We start from the raw sequence: 25,876 nt of genomic DNA on the forward strand, positions 1-25,876 counted from the left end.
CAACCTGTTCCTCGACGAGCTCACGCGCGAGCAGAGGCGCGCCATAGAGGTGGTGACCGCCGACGGCGCGAGGTGGATAAGGCAGCTGGTCAAGCGCCGCTGCCCCAACGCGAGGTGGGTCATGGACCCCTTCCACGTGGTCCAGTGGATGAACGACGCGCTCGACGCCGTGCGCTGCGAGGAGTGGAACGCCGCCAGGGCCGCCGCCAGGGCCGCCAGGCCCAGGCCCGAGGGCAAGCGCGGCAGGCCTGCCAAAGGCGAGCTGCCGCCCGAGGAGGTCAGGGCGCTCGAGGAGGAGGCGGCCTCCATCAAGGGCAGCCGCTACGCGCTCGTGAAGAGCCCCGAGGACCTCACCGACGGCCAGAGGGCGAGGCTCGAGGCGCTCAAGAAGAGGGCCGGCTCGCGGCTGGTCAGGGCCTGGGAGCTCAAGGAGGACCTGCGGGCCGTCTTCCGGGCAGCCGACGGCTCCGAGGCCGCCGAGCTGCTCGACGACTGGATGCACAGGGCCGCCTACTGCAAGATCGCCAAGGTCGTCGCCGTGGAGAAGAAGGTGCGCCGCCGGCGCGACGACATCATCGCCGCAGTCGAGCTCGGCATCAGCAACGGGCGCGTAGAGGCCATCAACAACAAGATCAAGGTGACGGTGAGGATGGGCTACGGCTTCCGCAACACCGACAACCTCGTGGCCCTGCTCATGCTCAGGTGCGGCGACTGCCAGCCCCAGCTCCCGGGTCGCCCGGTGAAGGCGAGGAAGAAGGGCGTGAAGGGAGCGAAGAGCGTTGCTGCCTAGGCTAGCCCCTTGTCACACAAACTACCGAAGCCTCAAGAATAGTCAAACCGGTGTCTCAAAGGCGACAGCCACATCAGTAATATCTGTCGGGGAAGCGGACTCAGAGGTAGACACGGTCTCCCACTAGTATCTCTCTTCAGACTATTGACTCCGCTCGAACGTCCGCTTGCAATCGACGAAAATCTAGAACGGCCGCTCATGGTTGAACATGTTTTCGCCGAACTTCCGAAGTATCCGGGGTTTCTTCCGCCCGTAGGCATGAAGTACTTCCACAGAATTGCGGAGAGGGCGCCCCAAGATTCATTGATGTTGTCGCGTCCAAATGGCAGGGCCCATTCACTGCTTGAGAGGTGGGAAGTAAGACGCTGGACATGTCCCAGATAAATAGGATAAGCGACATGCTGACCGAGAGCCGTAAGCCTGCAGGAGTGGGGAGAAGCCAAATCAGATTGTAATGGGGTAGAGGACAATCCGGAGTCAGCCTTTCGGCAGCTTCCGACAGGGCTGACAAAGGTGATAGTCCGATAACGTACAATTCCTTGCATACTTTAACAGAGGGAAGGTGTGCAGGCGACAAGGTGGGCGTGAACATCGCGGTATGATTCGAGTTATCGCGGCAAGAGATATGCAGAAGGGGAATATGCTCGTGCCTGTCGTAGTGTCGGGTAAGCAATACCTGAAGGAGTGCGGGGAGCAGGTTCGTCAGTCTATGGGGGACACGTTGAACGCCTACCCCGTAAGAACTGGCGCCGAATCTGTAACAACGATGCAATCAAGTGACCCGGACGCGAAATCAAGAGGTGAATGAGAGTGATCGGCACCTTCCCCGACAGGGCGAGTGCGCTCATGCTGGTGACTGTCAGTCCCGAGCACGTCACAGAGAGCGAGCGGGGGTCGCGGAGCCACCTGAAAGCATTGCTGCTAGACGTATATTCGTATCGGACGGCGAGCCGCCCACCTGTCGGAAAGTGTGAAAGAAACTTGAGGGTACCGGTAGACGAAGGATGGGTTGCTGAACTATGAATGTGCGCAGAGCGATAGACGTCGTGGACCTCGTTATTGACGAGGAGAACCCCCGCTTTGAGGCGGTGTCCACTGAGGATGATGCGATATATTCGATTCTTGTTGATCAAAGACTTGGGAATGGCAACAAGATATTGAACCTCGCTCGCGATATTGCCGAACATGGCCTTAATGCCTCCGAACTGCTCGTTGTCAGTCCGAAAGAGGGGACAAGGACCTATCTCGTTCGTGAGGGAAATCGCCGGGTAACTGCCATAAAGCTTTCTTTGAACAGCGCACGAATACCCGAAGACTTTCGCAAACTGGCTCCCCAGTTTGAGGAGCTGGCGCCGGCGATGCAAGCTCACCGCTGCATTGAGTGCTGCGTATGTGATGACGAACAGGAGATTCGTAGGCTCCTTCTGCTACGTCACGGCGGCGAGAACAATGGCATCGGTACGGTGAAGTGGAACTCAACCCAAACGACACGCTTCAACGAGGAGGCTAACCCACAAACCGCACGTGCGCTTTCCTTTGTTAAGCACCTGCAAAGAGACTATGGTCAAGGAGACTTATTCATAGCTGCTGCTGTTATTCCGCCTACTAACCTTGGTAGATTGATTACCACGCCTGAGGTTCGTGAGATGTTAAGCATCGATGTGGCAGCTAGCGATGCACGCTATCGCGGCGGTCATGATGATCTCTTGCTTGACGTACTCTCGACGCTGAAAGACAAAGGCGTTGGAGCAATCTACGACAAGCGGGCGCGTATGCGACTTGTCGAAGAAGCTGCGGAACGCATTGAGCCTGATGGTGCAAGACAGGTACGACTCTCGCTTGGCACGCCGGATGAATATGAGGGAGAGGGCAGCTTAGGAGGAAGTGGTTGCAATGTTGTTATTCCGGGGACCGAAAGAGCTCACACTAGTGCAGGCGTACCTGTCGATGCCACATCACTTGATTTCCAACACGCGACTCGTATGCAAGCGACTGCGGGAGCGCCTGAGTATCAGCAGGCTAGAGATGCCCCAGATGAGAGCGTGGCCGGCGAGGAGCAAACTGATACAGCGGGTACAAGTGGTGCGACTCGTAGGAAGCCGGTGAGCCACAGTCATGAAAAGAAGATGTTCGGTCATGCACTTCGACCAAAAGGCTGCAGGTCGAACGATTTATACCGGGGAATAGATTGGATTGATGAGCAGTATCTCAAGCACTCCGGCGAACTTGTCCATTTGCTCCCAATATTGGCCTTTTCACTACGACTGTTAATGGAGACTGTTGCTCGCGAGTACTTTGAATCTAAAGGCGAGGATTACGGGGACAAGGCGCTCACCAACTTTTTGAAGGGCGTGGCCAAGCCTGCGATTTCTGCGAAGGTAGATACAGCTGGGCGCAACAACATGGTACTTGCCTCCGAGTGGATTGATGGCAAGTTCAACTTCGAGGCCCTATTTGCAAAATGGGCACACGGTACACTTGCTGTCGATCGCTCCGCATTGGTGAGGCAATCGGAACTCGTTGCTTTGATAATCGATGAGGTTTGGACGTAGAGAGGCAAAGAGAGGTTGAAGGCCATTCGTCTATCCATTGAGGACTTCTGTCAGTTCGAGAACTGCGAGGTCGTTATCGGTAATAAGCTCACGGCTATCGCTGGTAGCTAGGCAACGTACAATTCTTTGTGCACTTTGACAGCAGCATAGTGCCCAGGTAGCAAGGAGGGCATGGCTCGTCACGGTATGATTCGAGTTGTCGAGACAAGAAGCATACAGGAGGAAAGCCATGCCCGAGCCAATCGTAACACTGAACGAGGGGAGCCTGAAGGGGGACCTGAGGGAGCTGGTCCACCAGACGGTCGAGGACACGCCGGACGCACTGCTCGAGGAGGAGGCCGACGACCTGGTCGGCGCGGAGCGGTACGAGCGCACCGCCGGCCGCGAGGCCTACCGGGCGGGCCACTACGACCGCAGGCTCGCCACGACCTCGGGCGAGGTGACCCTCCACATGCCCAAGCTGAAGGGCGTGAGGTTCACCACCGCGATCATCGAGCGCTACCGCAGGCGCGAGACCTCCGTCGAGGAGGCGATGATCGAGATGTACCTGGCGGGCGTCTCGACGCGCAGGATCGAGGACGCGGGCGAGGCCCTCTGGGGTTCCAGCGTGTCCGCGTCCACCGTCTCCAACCTCAACGAGAAGGCCTTCGAGGCGGTGGAGGCGTGGCGCAGCCGGCCCCTCGAGCGCGCATACCCCTACGTCTGCGTGGACGGCACCTGCCTGAAGCGCAGCTGGGGAGGCTCCTACGAGAACGTGGCCGTCATGGTGGCCATCGGGGCGGACGACGACGGGTACGGGGAGGTGATAGGCGCCGCCGAGGGCCTCGCCGAGTCGTCCGAGTGCTGGCGCGATTTCCTCTCCTGGCCCGGGTCGCGGGGCCTCAGGGGCGTCCGGATGTTCGTCGGGGACAAGGCCGCCGGCATGGTCGGGTCGATCGCGGAGGTGTTCCCGGAAGCCGCGTACCAGAGGTGCACAGTCCACTTCTACCGCAATGCCCTGTCGAAGGTCCCGAAGTCGAGGCGCGCGAAGGTCGCCGCGATGCTGAGGGCCATCCATGCGACGGGGTCCCGCGAGGCCTCGGAGGCCAAGGCGCTGGCGGTGGCGGACGAGCTGGGGCGGATGGGGCTGAGGGAGGCCGCGAAGGTGGTGCGCGAGGGCTACGCGGAGACGCTCGCGCACGCGGGATTCCCGCAGGAGCACTGGCGTCGCATCCGCACCAACAACGCCATCGAGCGCATCAACCGCGAAATCAGGCGGCGCACGAGGGTGGTCGACACCTTCCCCGACGGGAGGAGCGCGCTCATGCTGGCGACCGCCAGGCCCGAGTACGTCGCCGAGAGCGAGTGGGGGTCGCGCCGCTACCTGGACGTGTCGCTGCTAGACGAGTAGCCGTACCGGACGGCGGGCCACCCACCTGTCAGAAAGTGCGCAAGAAACTTGACGGTACCCCACTGTACGTCACTCTCTGCGCCTGGCGCACCTCTCTCCGCCATCAATATTACCCGCTATAAGCTGGCCTTTTGTCCATGGGCCGACAAATGAGGACGGCCCTAACCTGATGCCTTCAGGCTAAAGGGACGTCACAAAGTGGACGTTAATGGTGGCGTTCATCCCTCTGGCATTTTCATACCAGGGCTAAGCACAAGTCGTTCGGTAGCTACGTTGCGAGTACTTGAAGCGCTATAGGTAACCTCGATTTCACCAACCGTAATACCCCAGTCATCACTCGGAGCATACAGTTCGTTCACAAGTGCATCCGTGTCATAGGTAACCATCCATTTGCCACCATAAGACCGCATGCTCTTGGCCAAGACCCTATGATCATTATCGGTGAAGCTGTTCTCATACAACCCTGGTCCCTTCTTGACATATGGTGGGTCAAGATAGAGCAGAGAGTTGTTTTCCATGGCAGGCGCGATTTCTTTCATAAAGACAAGAGCGTCAAGATTGCAGAGCGTAATGTCTGCCGCCCGAGCAGCAATAGCCCGAACCTTTCTACAAAGTGTGGCTCTGTTGAATCTTGCATCAATCTTGTAAGCGCCAGTTTGCGCTTTTCCGCCGATTACACCGCCAGTGAGTATTCCGGAGCGATTAGTGCGATTGAGATAAAAGGCTGCCTTCCCTAATGCAAATGAGGGGCTGCTTGCTGACCGATAGATGTCTCGGCAGGCATACCATTGATTCATATCCAGCGGGACTGTCTCAATGTAGTCGCATAACTCGTCAGAATGGTTAACAACAGCATCCCAAATACTATAGACGGCAGGGTCATAATCATTCAGTACAACTTTCGAGACGTCGTCTCGAAGGAGGAGCTTCATTGCCAATCCCGCACCACCGCAGAAGGCTTCTGCATAGGTGCATCCGCGCAGGTCGTTAGCTTCAATCAGCGAAATGATGAAAGGGTAAATCTTGGATTTGCCTCCGGGGAATCGCAATGGCGTATAAGTGATTGGCATAATAGCACCTCCTTCCGAAAAAGATACTATCGCGTTATAATTAGGGGTTGACAGGTCGTTTAGCCGTGTCCACAGGGTCAGCTGATGTTCTTCGGGCAACGCTGTTGTAGGCAATTGTAAAAGCCTCAACGAAGCCCCATGCAGGATCAGGATTCGCGGCGACCCAACACTTGACTACACCAGCGCGGCTGAAGTCATCTTCGCAATCCTTGAGCCATTCCTTGTACTTGTTCCTGTCGGGGCTGTATTGAGCGTAAACGCTGGTCAATGGACCATTCTCGGTGATCGACCTGTAGGTATAGTCGTAACGTCCGAGGCTTTCCCACACAGGATCTGACTCATCGGCGCTGCTTAAAAAGTCCCAGATTATTTGCTCTGGTCGAACGGTCCCAGGCAACCTCACAACGTTGTTGGCTTCTTTGAGGTAATGCTTCGGAATCTTTCCAAACTGGTCGTCTGTAACATCCCCATCGAAGACGATGATTCGATCCTTCATGTAGGGGTAGTCATGCTCATATAGTTGTATCAGCGTTTTGCAACCAAAGCTCGCTTCAATGAAGTCAACATGCGGCATTAGCGTGGGAGCCAGAGTCTCGATGAGTTCCCGCATGAGCCATCTTGCCTCAGCGTCTTCGGAGAAGACGCCAACTCTTGGAGCAGACCCACCAGGCCCCCTGACAAACAAGTCGTTAGTCATCGTATGCCACGAGGGGTTTCTTTTTACCTCTAGCTTCCTGTTTGCATCGGTGAGGTAAGCAATCTCGACGTCGTTTGGTCCACTCTGGGCAAAGTGTCCAGTCTTGTCGACAAGGTATTCAAGTACAACGGTGCTGTGGGTGGTGAATATGACTTGAAAGCCGTATTTGCCTGATTCTTTCAGCAGCAAGTCAATAAGACGGCGCTGGGCAGCAGGATGCAAAGTGGCATCAACCTCGTCAATAAGAAGCAACCCACCATCCCACTCATCGCCAAGTTCGTGTTTTAGTTTCTTGAAAGAAAGAACAGCCATGAGTATCTGCCCAAGGTTATCCTGACCGGCAGAATTGGCGGCAGGACCATAGCTTCCAGTCTGCACGCCAGTTCCGTGTTTCCTCGAATGGGCAATGTCAAAGCTACTTACAGACTCAATGGATGTCGAACGAATGCTGAGGATTCCTTTGTACTTATCTATGAACCAATCACGGTCGTCATCGTTGTCCCAGTGCTGAGTGTGGCGCTTCAATGCACCTTCTGCCACCTCTCCAAATGGGTACAGCCGTGACAAGCCAAGATAGATGACCGGGGATTCAAGTTTTGACTCCGTTGTCTTCCCGTCGGACAACTGTCTTTTCGGGATAACGCGAAACCTGGTTCCCTTGTTTTGCCAAGCCGTCCTGAATACTACTGATTTATTGTTACCATGTTCGCGGTAGTCGAGACGTATCTTTCTACCTGTGGGATCGTAATCGGGTGACCCAGAGAACAGTTCGGCAAATTCCCCGCGAAACGCTTTACCGATATACGTCTTGTGCCCACGTAGCTCGGATGAGTTAGCCAATAAGCCGAGTATCGTTGACTTCCCAGTACCGTTGTTGCCGGCAATAGCAGTCAACTTATTGCCAACGACAATCTCGCAGTCATTGAATTGTCTGAAGTCTTCAATGTAGAGACGGACAGCTTTCAACCTATCGTACCTTCCTAGTACCAGCTCCTACCGAAGACCTACCTCACTCTGATCGTCACCCCGAGCGTGTTCGCGTTCTCAGTGATGGTCCTGAGCGTCGTGTCGTCGATGCCGCCGGGTACGCTTACCTCGGCCGAGAGTGTGAGGTGCGCGCTCGAGCCGCGCAGGTCGTAGAGCCGCTGCAGGATCTCTTCCACGATGGTCCCCACGTCCGAGCCCGCCGACCACTGGTCGAGAGCGGCTTCCAGCTCCACGTCGTGCATCACGGGCTTCGGCGGCTCGGATGGCGTCTCGGGCTCGCCACCGGGCTTCCCGCCCGGTTCCGCATCGGGCCTGTTGCCCGGCTGCCGGCTGCCCGGCTCTGGGGACGAGCCGGGCACGTCCGCCCCGGGCTTCCGCTCCTCCCGCTCCCGGTCGAACGCCAGCTGCGCGAGCGCCGCCTCGCGCGCCACCACGAGCCCCGAGTGCAGGTCCACCGCCGGCCGCATACCCATGCGCAGCCCCAAGAAGCGCTCGTCGCCGTCCTGCCCGTCGGCGTAGGCGAAGTAGTCCTTGCTCGCCGCCCCCTGCGCGATGGCCTCGGCCAGCACGCCCTCGTCGCGCAGCCGCCGCAGGTAGCAGTAGCGGCAGAAGTCATCCCATAGCTCGGAGGCGGCGATGCTGTCGCGTCCGGCCAGGAGCAGCGACTCCAGGTCGCGCTGCAAGAGGAACGGCGAGTACACCTCGGCCACCAGCTCGTCGGCCTTGGCGCGCTCGTAGGAGCGCTTCGACACGGCGTCGCTGCCGGGGATGGCCGCCACGTCCCACTCCAGCCGCGAGGCGTCGCCGGCGTCCTGCAGCGGGAACACGAGGTGCTTGTAGGCCCCCAGCACGAGCCGCGACGCTCGCTGCGTGGCGCTCGAGAGCTTGGCCTTCGCGTCGTCGCGGGCGTGGCGCGTCAGCTCCAGCGCGTCCGCGTCGTCGTCGATGCTCCTCCAGGCAAGCTCGCGGCGCACGGCGTCGCGAGCTTCGGAGAGCCCCGTGGGGTCGGCCGCCACGAAGAGCAGCATGTTGCGTTTCACGCGCATGCTGGCCCCGCGCGTGTTCAGGCAGTCCGCCGCCCATGCCACAGCGGCGGAGCGCCCCAGGTCGCGCGGCGCGTTGTGGGGCCTCGAGGGCGGCACCACCACGAGCGCGAGCGAGGGCTCGTCGGGCACCTCGGAGCCGTCGGCCGGGCACACGTTCACGGAGTGGAACCCGCTCGCGGCCCGTCTCTCGGCTGCGCGCACGATTTCCACCACGCGCGCGTCGATGGCGGCCACGTCCTGCCTGCTCGCGCGGTCGCGCGCCATCTTCTCCAGAGTGGGGTGCGTGTCGTACCAGTATCGCGTGCCGGTGGTGTAGAGGTAGCTCAGCTCGTCGCGCATCTTGGCCAACGCGTCGTCGTAGATGGTCACCTGCGTGCCGGGCACGGCCGCGCCCAGCCGCACGTCGGAGGTGTCGAGCCCCCGCAGGCTCTCGCCGCGCGAGGTGGGGGCGCTGCCCAGGAATATCGCCCGCGCCATGCGCCGCGCCGCCTTCGGGCCCGAGAACCGCCCGCTGCCGCGGTCGATGGCCCCCGGTATCGACTGCTCGCCGTCCACGTCGGTGTCCACCACGGCGTTCCAGGCGGGGTCGAGGTACTGCAGTATCTCCTCGCGCACCCGCGCATCCGAGAAGTCGATGGAGCCCGGCATGATGAGTGGGTCGGCGTCGTTGGCCTCCCACAGTTCGTGGATTACGGTCGCCATCAGGCGCAGCACGCCGCGCGTGCGCTGGAAGTTGGGGAGCGTGCTCCAGTCGCTGTAGAGCCTATCGAACACCTGCGGGTGGATGGGGTAGCACCTCAGCATCCTCTCGCGGTACGCACCGTCGCGGCACTCCACGGGGAACTTGTCGGGGTCGGCCGCGTAGTAGGCCATGTAGGCGTCTACCACGGGCTCGACCAGCGTCTCGTCGTAGCCTTGGTAGAGGCGTTTCTTCACGATCTCGAAGCCCTCCTCGTTGGTGGCGGCGCGCCAGATGGAGTTCACGCGCCCGAAGATCTGCTCCACGCGCTCGAGCGCCACCTTGCCGCCCTCTCCGCCCAGCTCGCGCTCGCTCTCGGGCAGGGAGGCGATGAGCATGCAGTTCTCGGTGCGCTTCACGGCCTCGGTCAGCTGCTGCATGAACGAGAGCACGTTTTCGAAGGTGCCGGCCGGCAGGTATTTGCCATCGTTGTGGTAGAGGTTGCGAGCGTAGGCCACGAACTCGTCGATGAGGATGACGCAGGGCCCTATTGCGTCGAAGAGCCGCTTGAGCGCGTCCGCGCCGGGTGCCACGCCCTTGGAGTCGGCTGAGCGCACGATGGCGTAGGGCGCGGGGTCGCCCTTCTGCAGGCATAGCTGGTAGGCCATCTCGCCCCAGAGCGTGTTCACTTTGCCCTGCAAAAACGGCGGGTTCTTCGAGGACGAGGGGTCGAGGTCGGTGCCCACGAGCGTGGCCACGTACACCTTGTCGGGCAGGCTCGGCACCCGCGCCTCGTCCATTACCTCGGCCACGCCCGGCAGCTCGCGCGCGATCTTGGAGGTGCGCATCAGGTGGTACACGGCCAGCATGCTGTGCGTCTTGCCACCGCCGAAGGCCGTCTTGAGCTCCACCACGGGGTCGCCGTCATCGTCGTCAGTTACCGACACGCGCTTGAGCGCGCTCATAAGGAGCGACCTCATGCCCTGCGTGATGTAGGTGCGCGAGAAGAACTCCTTGGGGTCCTGGTACTCGAAGCGCGCCTCGCCCTTGGCCACGTTGGCCAGGTCGATGGCGAACTCGGCGGTCTTGAACTGCCCGCGCGCAACGTCGGCCTTGGGTGCCACCACGCTCCTCCAGGGGCGCAGGGCCCCGGTACCGGTGTGCGGTTTCGTGTTCGGTGCCATGGCGCTCCACGTGGTTTCCCGCGGCTCCGGAGCGGGCACTGCCTCCACGGGCGTCATGAGCTCGCGGCGCAGGTCGCGGATGGCCACGGCCGTCTCGGGGTCAATCTGGTCCATGAAGCGCGCCATCGTGTCGAGGGCCCGTGCCGTGTCGTCGTCGGTGAATCCGTCGCCCGTGCGGTGCGCCCAGGCGTTGCGCGTGTCGATGAGCTCGCGCACCCAGGTCTGGCTCCGGCGGTCCATTACGGGGCGAAACACGTCCTTCCACGACTGCACCACCAGGCGCAGCATGAGCAGGATGTCGAGCGAGTCGATGCGCTCGGTGTCGGATGTCCCCACGTTCGCCACGTCGCGGTGCTGGTCGTCGTAGAGGTGCCCGAGCACGCCCTCGTCCCACCACCCGTCGTGGTAGTTGCGGATCATCTCGCGCATGATGAAGGCGCCCAGCGTGGGGCGCATCGCATCGAAGGCGCTCCCGACGAGCGCGTTGTTGTCCATCCCGATTGCCATGTCAGCCTCCTGCCTAAAGTACTAGAGCCCCAGGTCGAGCGTCTGCTGCACGGGCGCCTCGCGCCGCAGCGCCTCGGCCCGCTCGGTGACATCGCCCCACGAGGTCACGAGGTCGTTGAACAGCTGGGCGTCCTCGCCGCGCCCGCCGCGCTCCGCCGTCTGGAAGAGCAGATACGCGAGCGACTTGGTGCGCTCGGCCCGCGCGTCGTCGAAGCCGGCCACCACCTTAGCGGCCCCGCCCACGCCGTCGCGAGACTCTAGCGCCCCCACCTCGGCCATGAGGTCGCTCCAGCACGAGGGGGCAAGCCGCGCCTGCTTGATGTCGGCAACCTCGGTGGGCCGCACGAGCCGCACCTTGCCGCTGCCGCTCTCCAGCACGCCCGCGTCGGTGAGGGCCGCAAGCGACGCCCCGCGCGCGTTGCGCAGCGTCTCGGCGTCGCCGAAGGGCCCCTTGTCGAAGCCATACTGCGCGTACCACGAAAGGCAGAAGCGCGTCTCGCCGTCCAGGTCCTCGCCGCTCTCGCCCATGAGGGCGTCGAGCTGCTCATTGATGATGCCGAGCGCCGTGTGCACGCTCATGGGCCGCCCGTCGGCCTCGATGACCTGCGCGTACCTCGAGAACGCCGCCATGCCCGGCCCGATGGCCGCCTGGGCCAGGTCAACAGGCGCGATGGAGCCCTGCTGCAAGTCCGCGAGGCCGTTGCGCAGGCCGCGCCGCAGCGCGCGGAGAAAACCCGGACGGTCGATAACCGGTGCTTCATCTGTGCGGCGTCTACACACAAGTACGATAGACGAAGCGAGGGCGTTGACTTTACCCTTCAACGCGGTTGTCAGCTCAGTCCTCATCGGCCAAGTGCCCGTGATCTGTAGTCCAGCATCCATCAGGGCTTGAAGCATCGTTTCCCAGCCAGAGGAGGTACGGCCGTCATCAGTGCTTTCTGACTGCTTGTATGCGTAGTAGACGGTCATGGGATAATCATCCGACATGGCTTTGGTCAGTCGAGTGAAGGTCTCACGCATACCATTCTCAAAGAAGGTTTTTGCCTCCTCAGCACCGCCATCGAAGCGCCATGCGACAGCCACGAGTTCCTCAGATTTCGGCGTAAGCATTGTCCCGAAAGTTTCAGGCCATACGTCCTTCAGGCTGCGGCGCATCCATACGTAGAAGTAGTCCGACAAGTCGGAGTAGTCGATATTGTCGTAGTAGGGCGGGTCCGTAGACACGAGCAGGTTGGAAAGCCCCTCTGTCTTTGTGGCGTCACGCTGGATGGCGTCACTTGCGGGTAGAGCTGGCAATGTCTTTATAGCTTCGGCTATCTGACCTATCATGCTATGAAAAGAGCCCGACGATATAGATAGCGGATTAACTTCGGCATAGTCCCATGTCATCGGAATTGCTTGACGCCTCATGGTGTTTGCCATCGTTTCTCTAGTGGTGTGCCAGATGCAAATCGAGGAGCAGTAGTCAGACTCCTTGTCCACCATGAAGGCGAGGTAAACCGAAACCGCCTCAGCATACGCCTTAGCACCAGAGCCACCATCCTTAAGCCCGATATGGTCATCGGCCATGCCCGCAGTGCCGGCATCCAACTCGATAGTCGGCCGGATGTCAGCGACGATGTCTGAAAGAGTGGTGAGTGCTGTCAGCTGGCGATTGGTGAAGAGCTTGTCAAAGGTGTCAAAGCCGTAGGTGACACATGAGCCGCCTGTGTATTTCTTTGCCAACCTGCCAGCAGGAACATTTGATGGTCTGTGAACCTGAGCAGCCAGTAAGTCCGATTCGCTGGGGCTTGAATACCATCTTCCTTTTCCGAAAGGGCTCTCGCTCACGATGGCCATAAGGTGGCTACCGAGACCATGTTCACGGCTCTCGGCACGAATGTAATCAAGCGAGATAGGAGAACCGCAGTGTAGGCATATTGCCCCATGGCGATCAACGGTGCTGCCATGGACGTGCTCGAAATCAGCAGGACTGCCATCGCCCTCAAAGTGCACCTCATAGCGCATTTGACCATCGCTGGCAATCGGTTCTACATAAGCAAGATGAGCCTTCTTCTTTGACAACCAGAAAGACTTCACGAGCGGCGTCTCATGGCGGCAGGCGGGGTTGGGGCATGTCACTGTGCGCGCCCAGATGTAGGCGATGGGCGTGGCCTTTCTGGTCACGTTTCCCTTCGTCACCTCAACGTCGGGGTAGTTATGGCCGATGCGCTCTTTGGCGCGCTCGCGCATGACGTTTGCGTAGTACTCCACGTCGGAGGCGAGGCCCGTGGCGCGCGGGTAGGTGCCCTTAAGGCCGCTCCTACGGGCCTCGGGGTTCACGGGGTCCTGCCCGCAGAACCGGGCCGGGATGTCGATCATGGCCCGGTTGATGGTCACAGGAATCGGGTTGAGGTCGGCCGCGTGTGCTTTAAGCCCTAAGCGCTGAGCCTCGAGCGGTAGTGCACCACCCCCCGCGAAGGGATCGAGGAACTCGGGCAGTTTCCCGTCGGGGGCGTACTTCACCATCTCGGCGTGGGCTTCTTCGTAGAGCCGTTCGTTGCCGATGTTGTCCCAGTCGGCGAGCCGCTTGATGATACCGAAGAGCCTGTCGCGCTCCTTGTCCTGCTCCTCCTGCGTAGGGAAGAGCTCGGGGTGCTCGCTGGGGTCGTCTACCATGCTCGCGAAGATGACGCAGCGCGCCGCCGCGAGCGGCCGCCGCGCCCACCACAGGTGCAGCGTCGAGGGATGCCCCTTGCGGATGGACTTCTCCCTCACGGCCTGCGCGTTGATCTCGTCCAGCGGGATGGAGGTCTCTATCAGCTTCTTCGCGTGCATGTGCTTCCCTCGATGTCGTAGGTCTCGGTGCTCGCGGCCCGCCGCCCAAGCTCGCTGAGCTTGAAGGGGTAGGAGTCGAGCGCCTGGTTGTAGTCGTTGCGGATGGCGTCGTGGTAGTAGGTGGTCGTGGAGCCGGAGCCGTGCGGTCGCGTCACGGCGAGTACGAAGCTCGCGCGGTTGCCGGCTGCCTTCAACACCTCATTGGCGGAAAACGTCACGGTGTCCGCGTCCTCGCGCACGCCCTTGCTCTCGATGAAGAGGATGTCCTCGGTGCCGTCGGCGTGGGGCACACGCGACTCCACGTCCCAGCCCACGTTCTGGCGCGAGACGTCGGTGGGATCGTGCCCGAGAGAGTGCTCGATGAGCATCACGGCGTCCATGCCGCGCTGCTCGCTTGCCTTGCGTGCTTCGAAGGCGTCCTTGGCGGCCTCCGGCGCCTGCCGGAGCATCCGCGAGGGGAACACAATCGCCGCCTCCACCAGGCGCAGGGGCTTGGGCCGCACGACGCGCTGGCCCTCCAGCTCGCGTAGCCGCACCTCGCGGCGCATCTTGAGCTGCTCCAGGTCGCGCCGGCGGTTCGACGCGGTGAGGCGCGCCCCTTCGTCGCCCCGGCGGGCCTTCTCGGCCCAGCGCTCGGCATCGGTGCTCGCGGAGGCGATGGCATGGTTGAGCCGCTGCCGCACGGCGTCGGCCACGCGGTCCACGCGCTCCTGGCGCTCAGCCCCGAGCCTGCGCACGTCCTCGGCCACGGGACCAGCCATGAGCAGCGCCTCCGCCCGCTCCTCTGCGTCGGTAGGAATCGCGAGAGGGTCGGCCACGCCGCGATCTATGGCCGCAGCCTCGTCCTCGTTGGGCGCGCGGTAGTCGATGTAGGGTGCCTGTCCGAAGGTCGCGGGCTCGTGACCCTGCTCCACCTCAACGTAGTAGATGCGCCGCTCCACCTCCTGGCCGCCTCCGTCGGCGAGCGAGAGCGAGTACGCGAGCATGAGGCGCGGCCCCAGCGTGCGGTTGCCGTCGTCCACGAGCACGGTGCCATGGTCCAGCGCGCCCGCGTGCTTGGCGAGCGTCTCCTCAACGGCAGCGTCCAATAGCGGGTGCCCCACGGCCACGAGGTCGGTCCTTCCCGGGTCGGCCACGTCGTCCTTGTCAAAGGCGAGCGAGGCGTAGCCGTCCGAAAGCGGCCGGCGCGCCCCGGTGGCCGAACTCACGCGCAGCGCGAGCGGCACCCGGCGGATGCGCCACGTCCCATCGCGGTTCGAGGCCAAATGCCCGCCCAAGTCCTCAATCGCTCGCGCGAAGAAGCTCTGGATGTAGTGGGGCTGCAGGCGCGCGGCGTTGGCGCGCTCGATGTCGGCCCGCACGCGCCGCACGTCCTCCACGTCAAGCGAGTCGGTGGCCAGCACGTCGCGCGCCATGATGCGCCGCAGGCTCTCGGTGTCGAGCGAGCTGTCGATCACGGTGTCGAGGTAGGCCTGCCGCGCGGGCGTCTGGTCCTCGCGGATGGATTCGAGCAGCAGGTCGCCGAGCGACTTGTCGTCGTAGGTCACCTGGCCCAGCACGTCGAACACGCGCCCGTTGAGCGTGGCGCTCTCCTGCTCCAGCTTGTCGAAGAGCCGGTGCCACACGTCGCCCTCGCGCGTGCCGTCGGCCACGAGGTTGTACATGTAGCAGGTGTGCCGCTGGCCGATGCGGTGGATGCGCCCGAAGCGCTGCTCGATGCGGTTGGGGTTCCACGGCAGGTCGTAGTTGATGAGGATGTGCGCCACCTGCAGGTTGATGCCCTCGCCGGCGGCGTCGGTGGCCACGAGCACGCTCACCTTGGGGTCCTGCTTGAAGTCGGCCTCCACGCGCCGCCGCTCGTCGCGGTTCATGCCACCGCGTATGGCGCGCAGCCGCTCGGCCGAGCCGAGGTAGCTCGCGAGCTTGCCCTCAAGGTACTCAAGCGTGTCGGTGTACTCGGTGAACACGAGGAGTTTCTCGCGACGGCCCTCCGCGTCGCGCATCTGCGGGCTCTCAAGCAGGCGCAGGAGCTCGCGCCACTTGCGGTCCTCGCCCGCGTGCAGCACGTCGGCCGCCTCGGCCTCCAACGCCTTGAGCTCGGCGATCTCGGCCTCCAGCTCGTCGAGGGTTTCCGACGCCGTGGCGTCGTCGAGCATCACGGTGTCCGTGTCCTCGAAGTCCTCCAGGTCGTCGGCGTCCCACTCGTCCCAGTCGGGCGAGCCCTACCCGTGGCCTCGGCCGTGGGCGGTGTAAGTGCCGTGTTCGCGCACCTCCTGTGCCAGCTCCTCCAGCCGCTTGCGTCGCCGCCCGAGCGAGCGCCACGCCGCCATGGGCGAGGACGCGAGCCTACGTTGCAGCGACGTGAGCGCGAAGCCCACGGCGTTCTTGCGGTCGGCGCGCACGATGGCCTCGGCGCGGTTGAAGCCCTCGCGCACGTAGTCGCTCACGTGCTCGTAGAGCGCCTGCTCGGCGGGCGTGAGCGTATAGGCGGCCGTGCGCGCCTCGCGTATCGGGAAGAGCGGCTTGCCCTCGAAGGACAGAAGCTCCTCCTTCTGCAGGCGCCGCATAAGGCCGCCGAGGTCGCGGGCGAGACCGGAGCGCGCCCCGCCCTCGAAGCGGTCGGGGTCGAGAAGCTTCATGAACTCCTGGAAGTCGGCCTCCTTGCCGTTGTGCGGCGTGGCGGTCATGAGCAGGAGGTTGCGCGTCGTGGAGCTGAGCAGCTGGCCCAGGCGGTAACGGTGCGTGTAGTCCACCTTGCGGCCGTTCACGTGCGCGGCCATCTTGTGCGCCTCGTCCACCACCACGAGGTCCCAGCTCACCTCGCGAAGCATTGCCTGCAACCGCTCGTCGCGGGCGAGCTTGTCCATAGAGGCCACCATGAGCGGGATGTCGCGGAAGGGGTTGTCCGTGCGCGTGGAGTCCACCACGTCGTTGGTGAGCATCCGGAACTCAAGGCCGAACTTCGGTCCGAGCTCGTCCTCCACCCACTGCTGCACGAGGCTTCCCGGGCACACGATGAGACAGCGCTCCACCTCGCCGCGAATCATAAGCTCCTTGATGAGGAGTCCCGCCATGATGGTCTTGCCCGCGCCGGGGTCGTCTGCGAGGAGGAACCTGAGTGGCTGCCTGGGGAGCATGTCCTCGTACACGGCCGTGATCTGGTGCGGCAGCGGCTCGATGATGGAGGTGTGCATGGCGAGCCGCGGGTCGAACACGTAGGAGTAGCGTATGCGCAGCGCCTCGGAGGCCAAAAGGAACGCGTCAGGGTCGGCGTCGTAGCGCCGCCCGGACTGCGCCGTGACCGGCCACACGTGCGCGAGGTCGTCCGGGTAGAGCGACACGGAGTCGAAGGAGCCGTCGAGCCGCTGGTACACGAGGTTGGTCGCGCTGCCCCTGGGTGTCACGGCCACGACTTCCACCACCTCGGTGGGGAGCACACCCTCCACGCGCATTCCGGCCTTGAGCTCCTCCAGCCTCACCGCATCCCTCTCTCCGGACGAAAATCGATAGAATCAAATATCATCCAATATACCGCAGCGAGCTGCGAGCGGCCAGAAGCCCTCCGGCAGGGGCGCCGACAACCAGGCGATTGGCACCATCCGCGAGACGACCCCTTGCAATCCGCACGAGATTCTACTTTACGCGATGTGGCCACATGGCAGCAGCGGACGAGCCCGCAAGCGCATCGGAGCCTCGGACAACGCACAGCAACCGCTGGTTGAATCCAAATCTCATCCGAACGAATGAGCCCAAAGGGGCGTTCCCGCACTTATCGGAACGCCCCTTCGTCTTGCTGGAAGCTCCAGCGGCACCGTTCTCCCAGATGATGGGCCTGTGGAGGGACGTTCGGATGAGTCTTGGCACAAGGGTGTCCCCAGCCGCCCGGGGCACGTCCAAAGGCCAGCCGAATGGTCCGACGAGAACCCGTCAGGTTGTCAGTAGGCTGGCTAGACGAGCGACGCATCGCCCCTTCGCGCACGCTCGCGCTCGAGGCGCCGGGGCGTGAGGTCGAAGTCGGCCGGGGCTATCCTCTCGATGCCGAAGGCTTAGAGGAGGTGCTCCGCGTCCTCCCCGAAGGTCTGGGCGAAGAGGTCGCAGGGGCAGAGCCAGGCGAGCTTGCCCCTGGGCTCCGAGTTGACCTCGCTCATCAGAAGCGATGCGTCACGCCTCGTGAGGAGGTCGAACTTTATACCCTTGCCCTTGGGCAGCAGCTTGCGGATCTCGGAGTGGTTGCGCTCGCGGCCGCCCTCCTGGTCTGCGCGGCGGGGGCCGCAGCAGTGGAGCCTGCACTCCCCGTCGCGCTCGCCGAGGGCATGGGCCAGGGCTTCCTCGTCCGCGGACTCGCCGCCATTGTCGTTGAGCGCGAGCGAGAAGACGCGCCTCACGGCCACCTCGGACCCCAGGGCGCCCCGGACGAGGCCGAGGCCATGGAGGACCGAGGGGGAGGTCTGGTTCCTGATGGGAAACGCTAGCTGGAAGTCGGAAGGCCTGTGGTAGAGCGCGGGCAGGCATTGGGTGTCCACCTTCCTCCCCTCGACGGCGTCCATCTCCCAGGCGCTCTCGCGCACGTCCCCCCGGCAGCCTCAGGAACTCGTCGTGCGACCTTCACGGGGGTGCCTGGCGGGGCGTCTGGGAAGCGAGCGGTGGCGGGGCTTGTAGGAGGCCTTCCTCCTCAGGTCCATGTTGCCCTTGCCGGCGTCCCTCCTGTCGATCCAGCCGTAGACGGTGGACTTCGAAAGCCCGAGCTCCGGATGGATGTGGACGATCCGCTCGGGCGAGATGCCGCGCGAGAGGCAGTCCCTGACGACGCGGACCTTCTCCTCGAACTCCCGCTCGTCCTCGTCCACGCCGAGCCTGGCCTCGCTCAGGGTCGCGTCTGCCGCCCTCTGGGCCATCGAAGCCCGGTAGTAGACCTTCGGCCTGATGGGGCGTCCGTAGCCGCCACGCCTCTTGCAGCCGTTGCAGCACCTGGCCACCTTCCGAGACGCGCGCAGACCACCTCCAGGTCCCTTGGGGTCGGGTCTCCGTAGCGTGCCATGGGCGAGGTCACGAAGCGGTGGCGCATGACCTCGTCGTGGACGGTCGAGACGGACTTGCCGACTTCGTCGGCGATCTTCCTGATCGACAGGTTGCGGTCGAGGCCCTCCTCGATGGACCTCCTGTCAGCCTTGGTGAGGCGCGAGTACGTCCTCTCCCGCTTCCCCCTCTGCCTGCTTGGCCTCTTTGCCAACTATGGTCATCCCTTTCCGGCGATGTCTCAAGGCGGCGTCACTGCCGCCCCGATATCACTGATGTCCACAACACAGCCGTACTAGTTCGGATGACTTTGAGAAGCGTTCGGGTGAAGTCTGAATTCGGGGGACTTTGCACGGAACGTGGCGAAGGGGGCGCCCGTCCAGGCCACGGCCCCGCCGCGCCCTAGAATGTGGGGGCACGCGACATCAAGGATGCGAGGTATCGGAAGTTGGTCTACTACTTCTCCGCGACGGGGAACAGCAAGTACGTGGCCGAGGGGATCGCCGGCGCCCTGGGAGACGAGGCGCAAAGCATCCAGGGATGCGACGGGCGCCTGCCCAGGGCGGACGTTCTCGGCCTCGTCACGCACTCCCGGCTTCACGATTCAGCAGGTTGCCGGCGCCACTTCCTGGACGCGCTCTGTAACGTGAGGATACCGGGCAAGAGTCCGTAGTGGAGAGAAACGACTCCATCGTCGGCATCCATTCCCTTGCGTGTCCAAGTCCATCGCGGCGACCACGCCCCGGGGAGGGTAGTGGTCGCCGTAGCAGCATACCTTTCGTGTCGCGCTACTCGCCAGTGGGCTCCGCCACGCAGCGCACCAGCTTCAGATACTGACCGTCACTCACGGTCACGTACGTGGTGCCGGTGAAGTTGTCGTTGCCCACAATCTGCGCATCGGGCGCGGATGAGTTGGTTACTGCCCAGTAGGCGGGCACGGTGTCGGTACAGGTCAGCTTGTACTCGCCCGCGGGGAGATCGCTCCCCACCTTGTACGTCCCCGTGCCGTACTGCTTTGTTGCCTGAGGGTCAGTCCCGTCGGATTCACTGCTGGTTTGCGATGTTGTCTCGTCGGAAGTGTTGGTCCCAGAAGAGGAGTTCGTGCCGTTTGAGGAGCCGTCGCCCGTGCTGCTATTCGCCTTGGCAAAGGCCTCATGGTAATCAATATTTGTCTGAGAGGAGTCGTATTCGATGGTCGCCACAATCTTGTCGAACAGATTCTTCTGCTGGTCCTCCGTAGAGCCGTCATTGGCAATGGTAAGGTTGAGCAGGAAGCCCCTCCCAGTCGCGGAGTCCGATCCGCTCAGCAGGTAGATGCGTCCACCGGAGGTCTCGTAATAACCGGAAGCGTACGTGACGCCGTCCTTCGTCCAGGTGTCGGTCTGGATAGGTGCGTCAACTGAGGCATAGTATTCCCTGAAGGCACCCTCCAACGTCGCGGTCTGTCCGTGGAGTGCCGTATGCACCCAGATGTGACGGGGGCTGTAATGTGTCATTCCGTCAAAGAAGACGGTGTACTCATAATCGTCCGCGGATGCGTCCCAAGACGGGTCACCGAGAAATGCCACTCCCTGGTACGAGAAGGTCTCAGTCAGATTGAAATCTTGGATGTCTCGTTTCTCGACCGAGGAGGTCGCCGAGCTGGAACCACCTTCTGCAATCGCGGCAGACTGTGCCTTCCCGCAGCCGGCGAGCGGCAGCAGCGAGAGGCTTGCCGCGAGCACAATAGGGATGACCAAGGGTCTTCTCATATCCCACTCCTCATTTGCGGGAGGCAGTTAAAACAACCTAAAGATACCTTAATGCCCTTAACCCGTTTTAGCGGAAACGTATCCCGCCCGGCGCAGAAAGAGGGGGCGCGGCCCGTCCGGGTCGCGCCCCTCGCCTCGCTCGCGGGGCCCCGGGCCCCGGTCCTTCTTGCCCTGCGCTACTTGGCGGCGTCGGTGCCGGCCGCGTCCGTCTTGGGCAGCGTCGGGGCAAAGCCGTCGTCGCGGGTGAAGATCTTCATGAACTCCTCGCCCGTGATGGTCTCCTTCTTCTGGAGGTAGCGGGCGATCTCGTGGAGCTTGAAGCGGTTGGCCTTCAGCGTGTCGAGGGCCTTGGTGTGGCCCTCCTCCACGATGCGCTGGACCTCCTCGTCGATCTCCTGCGCCGTGCCCTCCGAGCAGGTGAGCTCCGCACCGCCGCCGAGGTAGCGGTTGCGCTGCTCGCCGAGCTGTACCATGCCGAAGCGCTCGGTCATGCCGTACTGGGTGACCATGGCACGCGCGATCTTGGTGGCCTTCTCGATGTCGTTGGAGGCGCCGTTGGTGGCCTCGCCGAAGATGAGCTCCTCGGCCGCGCGGCCGCCGCACAGGGTGGCGATCATGTTCTCCATGTCCTGCTTGGTCTGCAGGAAGTGCTCGTCCTCGTCCACCTGCATGGTGTAGCCGAGCGCGCCGGAGGTGCGGGGCACGATCGTGATCTTGGAGACGGGCGCCGTGCCCTTCTGCGAGGCGGCGACGATTGCGTGGCCGGTCTCGTGGTAGGCGACGACCTGCTTCTCATGGTCGGAGAGGACCGTGCTCTTGCGCTTCTCTCCGGCGATGACGACCTCGACCGACTCCTCCACGTCATCCTGGCTCACGCGGGTGCGGCCCATGCGCACGGCGCGCAGCGCGGCCTCGTTGATGATGTTGGCGAGGTCGGCGCCGGAGGCACCGGGGGTGGCGCGCGCGATCACGTCGAGGTCCACGCCGGGCTCCATCTTCACGTCGTTGGCGTGGAGTTTGAGAATCGCCTCGCGGCCCACGAGGTCCGGCAGCTCGACGGGGATGCGGCGGTCGAAGCGGCCGGGGCGCGTGAGGGCGGGGTCAAGGGTGTCCGGGCGGTTGGTGGCGCCCAGCACGACGATGCCCTTGTTGTTGTCGAAGCCGTCCATCTCGGTCAGGAGCTGGTTGAGCGTCTGCTCGCGCTCGTCGTTGGAGTTGATCGAGGTGTCACGCCTCTTGCCGATGGTGTCGATCTCGTCGATGAAGACGATGCAGGGCGCCTTCTCGTTGGCCTGCTTGAAGAGGTCGCGCACCTTGGCGGCACCGCGGCCCACGAACATCTCGACGAACTCGGAGCCGGAGATGGAGAAGAAGGGCACCTTGGCCTCGCCTGCGACGGCCTTGGCGAGCAGCGTCTTGCCGGTGCCCGGAGGTCCCACGAGCAGCGCGCCGCGTGGGCAGCGGGCGCCGATGTCCTGGTAGCGCTGCGGGTTGTCGAGGAAGTTGGCGATCTCCTGCAGGGACTCCTTGGCCTCGTCCTGGCCGGCCACGTCCGCGAAGGTGACGCCCGTCTCCTTCTCGCCCACTATCTTGGCGTTGGACTTGCCGAGCCCGCCCCCGCCGAAGCCGCCGAAGCCGCCCGCGCTGAAGTCCATGGACGGGTCGTCGCCCATCTGCTTGCGCATGCGCCGGTTGAGCCACCAGCCGAACAGGAAGAAGATGATGATCGGCAGGCCGTAGTAGAGGAACATGAGCAGCCAGATGTTGTCGCCACTCTGGGTGGTGATGTTGGCCGAGAAGTTGACGTCGTGCTCGGACAGCCTCGTGACGAGCCCGTCGTCGTTGGGGAAGACGTTGGTCTCGTAGACCTTGCCCTCGCCGTCTTGCTTCGTGGTGAAGCGGATCGTGGAGTCGCCTGTGTCGAGCTCGACCTCGTCCACCTTGTCGCCGTCCACCATGGTGAGGAAGTCGCTGTAGCTGACCTGCTGCACCTGCTGGTGCTGCACGACGCTCGACCCCTGGTTGATGGCGAAGAGAATGGCGATGGCGATGATCACGTAGAGGATCATCGACTGTCGTCGCTTCTTGTCGTTCATCTCCATACCGTTACCTCTCTCCCCGAGACCGGGGATTGCCTGTAAGTTGGCGTTGGCTTATTAGGTACCCAAACCGCCCGGCTCTACGCACCGGGCGGGCAGGCGCGGGCGGACCTGCGCACGCCATTCACACGCTCCCTTCGCCCGTTGGACGCGCTAGCACCATGCTAGTAGTATGAGGTCCGTTTTCCATCGAACAACTCGCGCCCCGTTTGCGGGGCGAAACACGGTTTGGAGGGCTCATGCCAAGCACGAGGAGGAGGTCCGCCGTCGCGGCGGCGGCCATCGCCGCCACCCTCGCGGGGATCGCGACCCCTGCGCTCGCCGTCGAGGCGACCGGCGCCGACGCAGCGGGGGAGAAGGTCTCGAGCTCGCAGCCCGCCGGGTCCGGGCAGGTGGCTGCCGCGCCCGCAGCCGCGGATGCGACGCAGGCGGTCGCCGCGGAGCAGGACGCGCAGCCCGCCGCTGCGGCACAGGCCGAGAAGGACGCGCAGCCCGCCACCGCGGCACAGGCCGAGAAGGACGCGCAGCCCGCCGCGACCACCGGCGACGCCACCGCGGCCGGGGCCGTCGAGCCCGCCCAGGACGCCGAGCCCGCCCAGGCCGCCGTCCCGGCAGAGGCCGCCGTGGTCCGCGCGCACACCTCCGCCCTCGTGGCCGCGCAGTCCGAGGCCGAGGCCGAGGGCTACGTCGACGCCAAGGTCGCAGACGGCCTCTACGACATCACCTCCGGCGTGGCGGACGACCGCCATCTGGACGTCTCTGCCGGCGCGACCGGCAACGGCGGCGTGGTGCAGACGTGGTCGGGCAACCAGAGCGCCGCCCAGCGCTGGCGCATCTCCTCGGCAGTCGGCGGCTACTACACCGTCCAGAACGTCAACTCAGGCAAGTACCTCGACGTCGCCAACGGCAGCGCCTCCTCCGGCGCGACCGTGCAGCAGTACGAGGGCAACGGGACCCCGGCCCAGCTCTGGAGGATCGTCTGCGACCCGGTCCGTGCCGGCCGCTACCTCTTCCTCTCCAAGCTCGGCGCCGGCGGGGGAGACGGGCTCGCCCTCGACGTGAGCGCGGCCTCCAGGGACCTGGGCGCGCGAGTGCAGCTCTGGACCCCCAACGGCACGGCCGCGCAGAGCTTCGGGCTCACCTCGCTCGGGCCGCTCGTGGAGGACGGCGTCTACACCATCGCCAACGCCGGCTCCGGCAAGGTGCTCGACGTCTCCGGCGCGAGCCTCGATGACGGCGGGAACGTCCAGCAGTACGCCGCGAACGGGACTCAGGCCCAGGAGTTCCAGCTGACCTACGACGCGGAGAGCGGCTACTACACGATCCTCTCCGCCGTGTCCGGCCGCGCCCTCGACGTCGACGGCGCCCGCGATGCCAACGGCGCCAACGTCTGGCAGTACTCCTCCAACGGCACCCGCGCCCAGCGCTGGGCGCTCGTGGCCAACGCCGACGGTACCTACTCCTTCGTCTCGGCGCTCGGCGACGGCCGCGCGCTCGACGTCAGTGCGGCCTCCGCCCAGGACGGCGCCAACGTGCAGATCTTTGAGTCCAACGGCACGGATGCCCAGCGCTGGACGCTCTCGCGCGTAGCGCGCGCCGTGGCCGAGGGCACCTACCGCATCGTGCTCGAGAACAACCACGCAAACGCGCTCGCCGTCTCCGGCGCGACCGCCGAGGACGGCTCGCCTGCCACGAGCGCCGCAATCTCTGAGGCAAGCCTCTCCGAGCGCTGGTACGTCTCCTACGACGGCGACAAGGTGAAGCTCGTTAACGTGGGCTCCGGCAAGGCGCTCGACGTCTCCGCGGGCTCCACCGCGCAGGGCACGGTAGTCCAGCAGTACGCCGACAACGGCACGCAGGCCCAGAGGTGGTACTTGAAGCTCGGCGCCGGTGGCTGGCAGCTCGTCTCCGCCCTGGACGGCGGCGTGGCGCTCGACGTGAACGGCAACTCCACCAAGGCGGGCGCCAGGATTCAGGTCTGGGGCACCAACGCCTCGGCGGCCCAGCGCTTCCACTTCGTCCCCTGCGACGTCCTCGCCTCGGGCGAGGTCTACACCATCGTGAGCATGGACGGCTCGGGCGACCTCGTGGTGGACGTCCCCGGCGCGAGCGACGCCGACGGCGTGGCGCTCCAGGTCTTCGAGGACAACGGCTCCGCGGCACAGCGCTTCAAGGTCGTGAGGCTTCCCTCCGGCGGCTGGCAGATTGTAAACGTCAAGTCGGGCAAGTACCTGACCGCCGCGGGCGAGAGGGTCGTGCAGCAGGGGGCCAGCGGCTCGGACGACCAGCTCTGGCACGTGAGCTTCGACCCCACGACCAACGCCATCAGGATCGTCACCGCCAAGGCCGCCGCCCAGGCGGCGGGGGAGGGCGTCAAGGCCGGCGGCACCACCTCCGGCTCGGCGCTCGTCCTCGGCGACACGTCCTCCTCCAAGGGCTTCCTCTTCAAGGCGGCGCGCAGGCAGGCGGACAGCGCCACCACGCTCGACGGCGTCGACATCGCCATGAGCTACGACGGCCACTTCGACCCCTACTCGGTCGCAGGCGACTTCGTGGTCATCAAGACGACCGAGGGCACGAGCCTTCAGTGGAGCGACGGCGTGGGCGAGGCCTCGAGCTACACCTCCATGGCCGACCGCGTACTCGACGCGGGCAAGCTCCTTGGCTTCTACCACTTCGCCAAGGCCGGCGTCTCCATGGTCGAGCAGGCCAGGGCCTTCGTGGACTCGGTCAAGGACTACCTGGGCAAGGCCGTGCTCTTCCTCGACTGGGAGAACACGAGCTACAGCGACGTGACCTCGCTCGGCGTGGGGGCGGCAAAGAAGTGGCTCGACACCGTCTATGGGCTGACCGGCGTGCGCCCGCTCATCTACATGAGCAGGTCAGTGGTGAACCAGTACGACTGGAGCTCGGTCGCGGATGCGGGCTACGGCCTGTGGTGCGCCCAGTACCCCGACATGGACGCCCAGTACGGCTACCTCGGGTCCCCGTGGATGGGGAACAGCTCCAGCTTCGGCGCGTGGGAGCGGCCGACCGTCTTCCAGTACTCCGCGACGGGCAGGCTCGACAACTTCAGCGGCGACCTCGACCTCGATAAGTTCTACGGCAGCGCGGAGGACTGGCTCGCCCTGGCGTCGCGCTCGTAGCGGGGCGGCTACCGGCGCCGCGCAGCGTCAGAGCCGCGATTCCGAGCCGTGCTGTTAAAAACTCCGTCGGAGGGTATACTACGAGACGATGGGCCCGGGATGACCGCTGATTCAAGTCACCGGGCCTAAATCGTGTCCATAGGAG

Annotated in this window: 17 protein-coding genes; 6 read left to right on the plus strand and 11 right to left on the minus strand. The window is 63.7% G+C overall.

What is annotated here, in order from left to right; translation table 11 throughout:
- The 3 genes from VXJ25_RS08900 to VXJ25_RS08910 form a co-directional block, all read left to right on the plus strand.
- Nucleotides 1-790: transposase (locus VXJ25_RS08900; protein WP_330958862.1), on the plus strand; the 790-nt coding region annotated here is incomplete at its 5' end.
- Between the two features lie 1,046 nt (nucleotides 791-1,836).
- The gene (locus tag VXJ25_RS08905; protein WP_330958863.1) at nucleotides 1,837-3,342 is read left to right on the plus strand and encodes a ParB N-terminal domain-containing protein; all 1,506 of its coding nucleotides are present in this window, start codon (nucleotides 1,837-1,839) and stop codon (nucleotides 3,340-3,342) included.
- A 229-nt stretch (nucleotides 3,343-3,571) separates the two neighbouring features.
- Nucleotides 3,572-4,732: an IS256 family transposase gene (locus VXJ25_RS08910; RefSeq protein WP_330958864.1), complete on the plus strand. Its 1,161-nt coding sequence runs from the start codon at nucleotides 3,572-3,574 to the stop codon at nucleotides 4,730-4,732.
- Nucleotides 4,733-4,950: 218 nt separating this feature from the next.
- Here VXJ25_RS08910 and VXJ25_RS08915 read toward each other — a convergent pair whose 3' ends face one another.
- From VXJ25_RS08915 to VXJ25_RS09710, 9 genes are all read right to left on the minus strand, one after another.
- Nucleotides 4,951-5,802 (minus strand): DNA adenine methylase, encoded by an 852-nt coding sequence (locus VXJ25_RS08915; protein WP_330958865.1) that lies wholly within the window; start codon nucleotides 5,800-5,802, stop codon nucleotides 4,951-4,953.
- 40 nt (nucleotides 5,803-5,842) lie between these two features.
- Nucleotides 5,843-7,465 carry an ATP-dependent nuclease gene (locus tag VXJ25_RS08920; RefSeq protein WP_330958866.1) on the minus strand — a complete coding sequence of 541 codons (1,623 nt, stop codon included), beginning with the start codon at nucleotides 7,463-7,465 and terminating at the stop codon, nucleotides 5,843-5,845.
- A 38-nt stretch (nucleotides 7,466-7,503) separates the two neighbouring features.
- Nucleotides 7,504-10,902, minus strand: coding sequence for a Swt1 family HEPN domain-containing protein (locus VXJ25_RS08925; protein ID WP_330958867.1), 3,399 nt, complete (start codon nucleotides 10,900-10,902; stop codon nucleotides 7,504-7,506).
- A 21-nt stretch (nucleotides 10,903-10,923) separates the two neighbouring features.
- Entirely contained in the window at nucleotides 10,924-13,719 is a 2,796-nt protein-coding gene (locus tag VXJ25_RS08930; RefSeq protein ID WP_330958868.1) for a DUF1156 domain-containing protein, read from the minus strand.
- A complete protein-coding gene (locus VXJ25_RS08935; protein WP_330958869.1) occupies nucleotides 13,701-15,875 on the minus strand; it encodes a helicase-related protein in 2,175 nt (724 codons plus the stop codon). The genes VXJ25_RS08930 and VXJ25_RS08935 overlap by 19 nt, the downstream gene beginning before the upstream one ends.
- 66 nt (nucleotides 15,876-15,941) lie before the next feature.
- The gene (locus tag VXJ25_RS08940) at nucleotides 15,942-17,198 is read right to left on the minus strand and encodes a DEAD/DEAH box helicase (RefSeq protein ID WP_330958870.1); all 1,257 of its coding nucleotides are present in this window, start codon (nucleotides 17,196-17,198) and stop codon (nucleotides 15,942-15,944) included.
- Between the two features lie 567 nt (nucleotides 17,199-17,765).
- Nucleotides 17,766-18,287, minus strand: a complete 522-nt coding sequence (locus VXJ25_RS08945) for a hypothetical protein (protein ID WP_330958871.1) — start codon at nucleotides 18,285-18,287, stop codon at nucleotides 17,766-17,768.
- 15 nt (nucleotides 18,288-18,302) lie between these two features.
- Nucleotides 18,303-18,695, minus strand: a complete 393-nt coding sequence (locus tag VXJ25_RS08950) for a hypothetical protein (protein WP_330958872.1) — start codon at nucleotides 18,693-18,695, stop codon at nucleotides 18,303-18,305.
- Complete coding sequence (locus VXJ25_RS09710; RefSeq protein WP_407941930.1) at nucleotides 18,584-18,871, minus strand: helix-turn-helix domain-containing protein; 288 nt, start codon at nucleotides 18,869-18,871, stop codon at nucleotides 18,584-18,586. Before VXJ25_RS09710 ends, VXJ25_RS08950 begins: the two co-directional genes overlap by 112 nt.
- On the opposite strand from VXJ25_RS09710, the gene VXJ25_RS08955 reads away from it, so the two are divergent.
- The gene (locus tag VXJ25_RS08955; RefSeq protein ID WP_330958873.1) at nucleotides 18,756-19,034 is read left to right on the plus strand and encodes a hypothetical protein; all 279 of its coding nucleotides are present in this window, start codon (nucleotides 18,756-18,758) and stop codon (nucleotides 19,032-19,034) included. The genes VXJ25_RS09710 and VXJ25_RS08955 overlap by 116 nt on opposite strands.
- 149 nt (nucleotides 19,035-19,183) lie before the next feature.
- Complete coding sequence (locus tag VXJ25_RS08960; RefSeq protein ID WP_330958874.1) at nucleotides 19,184-19,408, plus strand: hypothetical protein; 225 nt, start codon at nucleotides 19,184-19,186, stop codon at nucleotides 19,406-19,408.
- A gap of 115 nt (nucleotides 19,409-19,523) precedes the next feature.
- Here the strand turns inward: VXJ25_RS08960 and VXJ25_RS08965 are convergent, their stop codons facing one another.
- Together VXJ25_RS08965 and ftsH are read right to left on the minus strand one after the other, a co-directional pair.
- A complete protein-coding gene (locus VXJ25_RS08965; RefSeq protein ID WP_330958875.1) occupies nucleotides 19,524-20,486 on the minus strand; it encodes a hypothetical protein in 963 nt (320 codons plus the stop codon).
- A gap of 176 nt (nucleotides 20,487-20,662) precedes the next feature.
- The gene (gene ftsH, locus VXJ25_RS08970) at nucleotides 20,663-22,588 is read right to left on the minus strand and encodes an ATP-dependent zinc metalloprotease FtsH (protein WP_330958876.1); all 1,926 of its coding nucleotides are present in this window, start codon (nucleotides 22,586-22,588) and stop codon (nucleotides 20,663-20,665) included.
- 236 nt (nucleotides 22,589-22,824) lie between these two features.
- Between ftsH and VXJ25_RS08975 the strand changes: the two genes are divergently transcribed.
- On the plus strand, nucleotides 22,825-25,731 hold the full coding sequence (locus VXJ25_RS08975; protein WP_330958877.1) for an RICIN domain-containing protein: 2,907 nt from the start codon (nucleotides 22,825-22,827) through the stop codon (nucleotides 25,729-25,731).
- Nucleotides 25,732-25,876: the final 145 nt, after the last annotated feature.

The organism is Olsenella absiana (assembly GCF_036408855.1).
GTDB lineage: Bacteria > Actinomycetota > Coriobacteriia > Coriobacteriales > Atopobiaceae > Olsenella_K > Olsenella_K absiana.

Bases quoted from the DNA above. Each gene is read 5' to 3' on its own strand.
- VXJ25_RS08910 (WP_330958864.1), top strand. From the start codon at position 3,572: ATGCCCGAGCCAATCGTAACACTGAACGAGGGGAGCCTGAAGGGGGAC.
- VXJ25_RS08915 (WP_330958865.1), bottom strand. From the start codon at position 5,802: ATGCCAATCACTTATACGCCATTGCGATTCCCCGGAGGCAAATCCAAG.
- VXJ25_RS08925 (WP_330958867.1), bottom strand. From the start codon at position 10,902: ATGGCAATCGGGATGGACAACAACGCGCTCGTCGGGAGCGCCTTCGAT.
- VXJ25_RS08930 (WP_330958868.1), bottom strand. From the start codon at position 13,719: ATGCACGCGAAGAAGCTGATAGAGACCTCCATCCCGCTGGACGAGATC.
- VXJ25_RS08935 (WP_330958869.1), bottom strand. From the start codon at position 15,875: ATGCTCGACGACGCCACGGCGTCGGAAACCCTCGACGAGCTGGAGGCC.
- VXJ25_RS08955 (WP_330958873.1), top strand. From the start codon at position 18,756: ATGGGCGAGGTCACGAAGCGGTGGCGCATGACCTCGTCGTGGACGGTC.
- VXJ25_RS08965 (WP_330958875.1), bottom strand. From the start codon at position 20,486: ATGAGAAGACCCTTGGTCATCCCTATTGTGCTCGCGGCAAGCCTCTCG.
- ftsH (WP_330958876.1), bottom strand. From the start codon at position 22,588: ATGGAGATGAACGACAAGAAGCGACGACAGTCGATGATCCTCTACGTG.
- VXJ25_RS08975 (WP_330958877.1), top strand. From the start codon at position 22,825: ATGCCAAGCACGAGGAGGAGGTCCGCCGTCGCGGCGGCGGCCATCGCC.